This window comes from Novosphingobium album (ex Liu et al. 2023) (assembly GCF_029076845.1).
Taxonomy (GTDB): Bacteria; Pseudomonadota; Alphaproteobacteria; order Sphingomonadales; family Sphingomonadaceae; genus Novosphingobium.
In genome coordinates, this window is record NZ_JARESE010000076.1 from 68,946 (window position 1) to 74,945 (window position 6,000).

Genomic DNA, 6,000 nt, shown 5'->3' on the forward strand with positions numbered 1-6,000 from the left:
GAAAATCTCTGACGGTGCCGCGGAGGCAGAGCAAGCCTTCGGGTTCTCGAAAACCTAAAGACCTGCAAGATGGAAGGAATCATGGTCATGAAGGCAAGCGACATCATGACACTTGGGGCGGCCACAGTCACCCCGGAGAGTTCCTTGGCTGAGGCAATTCGATGCATGGCTGATCATCGGATCAGCGCACTGCCGGTAGTGGAGCGGGACGGTGAGCTTCGTGGCATCATCTCTGAAGGAGACTTCTTCCGCAAAGCGAGGGGCTCGTTTCGGCTGGAGGCGATATGTGATGCGGACCAGGAGGTGCGAACGAAGATTCTGGGTTCAGCGCGGGTTGCGGACCTCATGTCGACCGAACTCGTGACGGTTGATGGCGATGATTTGCTCGCCGATACGGTCGGCCTCATGGAGCGGCATGGCGTCAAGCGGCTGCCAGTGATTTCGCACGGCAAACTGATCGGATTGATCAGTCGTGCCGACATTCTCCGCGCCGTGCTGGGGGTGTGACGGCCAGATTGCGGCCATGCTCGACGTCGACCACAAACATCAAGGATTGGTCGGGACGCTGCGCAACCTTGCCGCAGCCTATGCGAAGGCGTGGGGTATCCGCGCTCTTGTGGCCGCGCCGAAGTTGAGCCCGTGCGGCCCACAAGGCTCGGCCCGTCATCTGCACTGGCATTCATAAAAGCGACATCCCCGCGTTCCAGAGCCAGATCGAGTTGGTCGTCGAACCAATGCCGGCGTTGCCTCGGGGCGTCGGGACGGTCTTGCCCGATTGCATGCCCGGTCTTTTTCCCGCGTGATCCCGTGGCGCACGAAGAAACGAGGTAGCGTACCGATCCCGACCGAAGCGCCGCGATCAATCGCGCCTGGATTTCGACCAGGGTCGTGTCGCTCTGCTCAACAACGAACTCCCTGATGAGGTCGCCATGCGTTTCGATCCGGCCAGAATGCCGGCCTCCTGCCACCAGCAGAAAGCTGAGGCACATCAGAGCCGCGAAGGGATCCCATGCCGATCCAGGTCGTGTGGAAACCGCTCTGATGAACGGACGGCGACAAACCTTGTCTTCGTGCCAAAGGCTGGGCCGACCAGACCTGCATCTCTACGGATATAACCGGATTGCGATCGACCCAGCTTCTTCAGTTAGTTGATCCCGAATTCGATGGCATTTGGGGGATGTAGAAGGCCAGATCTGGAACAGAAATGAACGGCGCTCACTCTGCGCTTTTCCGTACAATTCCCATGATCCCATTCATCTGAAGGAGGCTTGATGTCGGCGCCTGTCGATTTGGAACAAGTGCGCTGGCATGCGCTACCGAGCAGCGAGATCGCCCGGATCTTCGATGTGGAGCTTGCAGGTCTCTCGCCTGAGGATGTCGACCGGCAAACGGCTCGTTTCGGCCTCAACGTCCTGCCCCGAGCGTCTCGGCGCAGCCCGTGGCTGCGCTTCCTGGCCCAGTTCAACAATACGCTGATCTACGTCCTACTTGCCGGCGCGCTGGCAGCCGCTTTGCTCGACCATATGATCGATGCAGCGGTCATCATCGCAGTCGTAATCGTGAATGCGATCATCGGCTATATCCAGGAGGGGAAGGCTGAACAAGCGCTCGAGGCGATCCAGCAGATGATCGCTCCGAAAGCGAGCGTTGTTCGCAGCGGAAGCCGACAGACGATCCCGGTCTCCGAAATCGTCCCGGGCGATCTGGTCATCATCGAAGCCGGCGATCGCATTCCTGCGGATTTGAGGCTGCTCCATGCCCGCCGTCTCCTGATCGACGAAGCGATCCTGACCGGCGAATCGGTAGCCGCGGAAAAGCAGGAAACGGTCCTTCCTGCCGAGACCGACCTGGCGGACCGACAGAACATGGCGTTCTCCGGAACTTTGGTCGCGGCCGGTCAGGCCAACGGGATCGTCGTTGCGACCGGTGCCCATACGCAGATTGGACAAATCAGCTCGTTGATCCAGTCGGTTGAAGCGATAGCGACGCCGCTTCTTAAGCAGATCGACCAGTTCGCGCGTCGCTTTACCTGGTTTGTACTGGCCGGCGGCATCGCGCTGTTCGCGTTCGCCGTCTTCGCCCGGAGCTACGATTGGGTCGATGCTCTGATCGCGGTCGTCGCCCTTGCCGTGGGCATCGTGCCCGAAGGGTTGCCTGCCGTGATCACCATCACGCTCGCCATCGGCGTGCGTCGCATGGCTGCCCGCAATGCCGTCATCCGCAAGCTCCCCGCCGTCGAGACTCTCGGCGCGACCTCGGTGATCTGCTCGGACAAGACAGGCACGCTGACGCGCAACGAGATGACGGCACGTCGGATCGTCACTGCCCGGCACACCATGCTCGCCGACGGATCGGGTTATGTCCCGGAAGGTCATGTCACCATTGTCGGTCCCGGCGATCAGGCCGAAGCCTTGGTGGCTTCCATGCCGCTGATCCGCTGCGGCCTCCTGTGTAACGATGCCTCGCTGCGTAACGACGGAAAGGGATGGCGCGTCGAGGGCGATCCGATGGAAGGCGCGCTGTTTGCCCTGGCCATGAAGGTGGCCGTCGATCCCGAGATTGAGCGCTCCGAATGGAAACGGCTCGACGAGATTCCGTTCGATGCCGCGCACCGCTTCATGGCCACGCTTTGCCGGGGACCGGACGGTGCGTCCATCCTCTTCGTCAAGGGGGCGCCCGAGGCCGTCTTCGCGATGACCTTTCCCGGCAACATCGGGTACTGGGAAAACGCCATCATCCAGGCCGGAAACGAGGGCGAACGTGTCCTTGCGTTCGGGGCAAAGCAAATGCCGGCCAACGCGGAGCGGATTACTTTCGATGATGTCATGACGGGCGTCGAGTTGCTCGGTATTGTCGGCTTCATCGATCCACCGCGCTTCGAGGCGAAGGCAGCGATCGCCGAATGCCGTTCGGCCGGGATCGACGTCAAGATGATCACCGGCGACCATGGCGCAACCGCGCTGGCGATAGCCCGACAGCTCGATCTTGCCGACGATCCACAGGTGATGACTGGCCTGGATGTCGAGAAACTCTCGGAAGAGGGTCTCGAAGAGGTCGTCAATCGCGTCTCTGTCTTCGCCCGAACCAGCCCGGAGCACAAGCTCCGCATCGTTCGCGCGCTGCAGGCCCAAGGCCATATTGTCGCCATGACCGGCGATGGCGTCAACGATGCTCCGTCGCTCAAGCAGGCAGACGTCGGCGTGGCCATGGGCATCAAAGGCACGGAGGCATCGAAGGAAGCCGCCTCCATGGTGCTCCTCGATGATAACTTCGCATCGATCGTCAGCGCGGTGCGCGAAGGCAGGACCGTCTACGACAATATCCGAAAGGTCATATCCTGGGAGATCCCCACCAACGGCGGCGAGACTCTGGCGGTCGTTCTGGCAATCCTGTTCGGATTTGCCCTGCCGATGTCTGCAACCCAGATCCTGTGGGTCAATCTCATCCTCGCCGCGACCCTTGGCCTCGTGCTCGCCTTCGAGCCCACCGAGCCGGGAGCGATGCGGCGGCGTCCGCGCGAGCGCGGCGCACCCCTGCTTTCGCCCTTTCTTCTTTGGCGCGTGATGCTGGTGTCGGCGCTATTCTCCGCGGTCACCCTGGGCATCTTCTTCTACACACTCAACCAGGGACGCAGCCTTGAAGTAGCCCGCACGATGGTCGTCAACATGTTTATCGTCGCGGAGATATTCTATCTCTTCAACGTCCGCTACCTGCACACGACCTCCCTGACGTGGCGCGGTGCCGTCGGCACCCCGGCCGTGCTGATTGCGATCGGCATCCTGATCGTTAGCCAGGCGCTCTTCACCTATGCGCCGTTCATGAACGCGATCTTCCAGTCGCGCCCGCTCACTTTGCCCGATCTTGCACTGCTCGTGCTGACCGGTGCGGCGCTCATGATCCTGCTCGAGGGCGAAAAGCATCTTATGCGCCGCCTGGGCTGGTTTCGGGAACTCAACGATTAGGAGGATGACAGATATGAGCCAGACCACCTTTCCCCAGCGCATCGCCCTGGCCACCGACCTCAGTCATCGTTGCGATCGCGCGCTCGATCGCGCGCTCCTCGTCGCCAAGGCCTGGCAAGCCGAACTCACCGTCATTCACGCGGTTGCTCCCCCTGAGGACGTTACCCTGTTCGGAAGCCTGCGGGATCTTCCGTCCTGGCACCGCCCCCCCGACCCGGTTCGGAAGGTGCGTGATCGCATCTATCGGGATCTGGTTCGTGAGGATCCTGACGTGGACATCGCCCTCCATGTCAAGATCGGGACGCCATCGGAAGTGGTGCTGGAAGTAGCGGGACAATCCCATGCGGAGATGATCGTCACCGGCGTCGCCCGCGACGAACTGTTGGCGCGCATGTTCCTGGGCGATACGGTGGATCGATTGATCCGTAAGTCGCCAGTCCCGATCCTCATCGTCCGCGACAGGGCCTTTGAACCCTATCACTCCATGGTGGTCGCAACCGATTTCTCGAAAAGCGCCCGCATTGCGTTCGAGACCGCTCTCAGGTTCTTCCCGCAGACGGGTATTTCGCTTTTCCATGCCTATGACGTGCCGTTTGCCGGCTATCTTGGTCGGTCCGAGGTCGCGAAGCAGTTCGAGGACTATGGGCGGGACGCAGCCGACAAGTTCCTGGCCGAAGCCGGCGTCGCGCCCGAGGCGACCCGCAAGGTGAGCCGTATGATCGAGCATGGCGTGCCGGAAGCGCTTCTGCGGGACTATGCCGAAAATTCGCGGCGCCATCTCACGGTGGTGGGGACTCATGGGGGCGGCATGGTCTATGAAACGCTGATCGGAAGCACCGCGCGCAAAATCATCGACTCCGTTCCTGGCGATGTCCTCCTCGTTCCCGATCCGGACAGGCGCAACGCAGGCTAAACTTATCATGACGCTTGCGATCGTCTGGATCTGCGCCGGACTTGCGGCCTTGATCACCGGCGCCGAACTGCTCGTGCGAAGCGGATCGGCGCTGGCCGCGCGGATGGGCATATCGCCCTTGCTCATCGGGCTTACCGTGGTAGCGCTTGGCACGAGCACACCGGAACTCGCGGTCGGGGTCGATGCCGCAATTCAAGGCAACGGCTCGCTCGCGGTCGGAAACATCGCTGGCACCAATACCGTCAACATCCTGCTGATTCTCGGGCTAAGTGCGGCGCTCAAACCGCTGGCGATCCAGTTGCAGACCCTGCGTCTGGAATTACCCGTTATCGTCATCGCCTCGGCGACCCTGCTCGCTCTCGCATGGGACGGCGTGCTCTCGCGGCAGGAGGGTCTTTTGCTGGTCACCATGGGCGCTGCCTTCACCTTGGCAGTCATCCGTATTGCCAGGCGAGAGAGCATCAAGGTCAAGCTGGAATTTGCCCGTGAGTTTGGCCCCCGACGACTGGCTAACCGTCAGGCGGCCACCGAGATGCTGATGCTTGCAACGGGCTTGGTGATTATCGTTTACGGCGCCGACTGGCTCGTGGAAAGTTCTGTTGATCTTGCACGTCTCTGGAAGGTGTCGGATGCCTTTATCGGCCTGACCATCGTGGCGATCGGCACATCGGCACCTGAACTTGTGACAACGATCATATCCACGATCCGCGGCGAGCGCGACATAGCAATCGGCAACCTGATCGGCAGCAGCGTTTACAATATCCTCGTAATCCTGGGCGTGACCTGCCTCATTCCGGCCGCTGGAATTGAGGTCAGCAGCCATTTGATCCGCATAGATATCCCGATCATGCTGGGCGTAGCGCTGCTCTGCATTCCGGTCTTCGTCAGCGGACGCCGGATTTCTCGGATCGAGGGCGTCCTCTTCGTGAGCGCTTACGTGGCCTATCTCAGCTATCTGATCGTCCAGCGCACGTAATGCGCCACGAACGGGCTAGAATTTTTGGTCAACCAGAACAGGAAAAGACTATGCTGAAAGATTCGGTCGCAATCGTGGACAATGGGTAAGCGGAGCTTGAGCCCCACCTTGCGGCGGTGATCCGCAGCGCCGAGTCTTGCCGCCCTTGG

5 protein-coding genes are annotated in these 6,000 nt (G+C 61.0%); all 5 read left to right on the top strand.

Annotated elements, in window-relative coordinates:
- Positions 1 to 87: 87 nt before the first annotated feature.
- The 5 genes from PYV00_RS21590 (at position 88) to PYV00_RS21610 (ending at position 5,851) form a co-directional block, all read left to right on the top strand.
- Positions 88 to 507: a CBS domain-containing protein gene (locus PYV00_RS21590; RefSeq protein ID WP_275230405.1), complete on the top strand. Its 420-nt coding sequence runs from the start codon at positions 88 to 90 to the stop codon at positions 505 to 507.
- A 16-nt stretch (positions 508 to 523) separates the two neighbouring features.
- The gene (locus PYV00_RS21595; RefSeq protein WP_275230406.1) at positions 524 to 685 is read left to right on the top strand and encodes a hypothetical protein; all 162 of its coding nucleotides are present in this window, start codon (positions 524 to 526) and stop codon (positions 683 to 685) included.
- Between the two features lie 586 nt (positions 686 to 1,271).
- Entirely contained in the window at positions 1,272 to 3,962 is a 2,691-nt protein-coding gene (locus PYV00_RS21600) for an HAD-IC family P-type ATPase (RefSeq protein ID WP_275230407.1), read from the top strand.
- A 13-nt stretch (positions 3,963 to 3,975) separates the two neighbouring features.
- Positions 3,976 to 4,875, top strand: a complete 900-nt coding sequence (locus tag PYV00_RS21605) for a universal stress protein (RefSeq protein WP_275230408.1) — start codon at positions 3,976 to 3,978, stop codon at positions 4,873 to 4,875.
- 7 nt (positions 4,876 to 4,882) lie between these two features.
- Positions 4,883 to 5,851, top strand: coding sequence for a calcium/sodium antiporter (locus tag PYV00_RS21610; RefSeq protein ID WP_275230409.1), 969 nt, complete (start codon positions 4,883 to 4,885; stop codon positions 5,849 to 5,851).
- Positions 5,852 to 6,000: the final 149 nt, after the last annotated feature.

Bases quoted from the DNA above. Each gene is read 5' to 3' on its own strand.
- PYV00_RS21610 (WP_275230409.1), top strand. From the start codon at position 4,883: ATGACGCTTGCGATCGTCTGGATCTGCGCCGGACTTGCGGCCTTGATC.
- PYV00_RS21600 (WP_275230407.1), top strand. From the start codon at position 1,272: ATGTCGGCGCCTGTCGATTTGGAACAAGTGCGCTGGCATGCGCTACCG.
- PYV00_RS21590 (WP_275230405.1), top strand. From the start codon at position 88: ATGAAGGCAAGCGACATCATGACACTTGGGGCGGCCACAGTCACCCCG.
- PYV00_RS21605 (WP_275230408.1), top strand. From the start codon at position 3,976: ATGAGCCAGACCACCTTTCCCCAGCGCATCGCCCTGGCCACCGACCTC.
- PYV00_RS21595 (WP_275230406.1), top strand. From the start codon at position 524: ATGCTCGACGTCGACCACAAACATCAAGGATTGGTCGGGACGCTGCGC.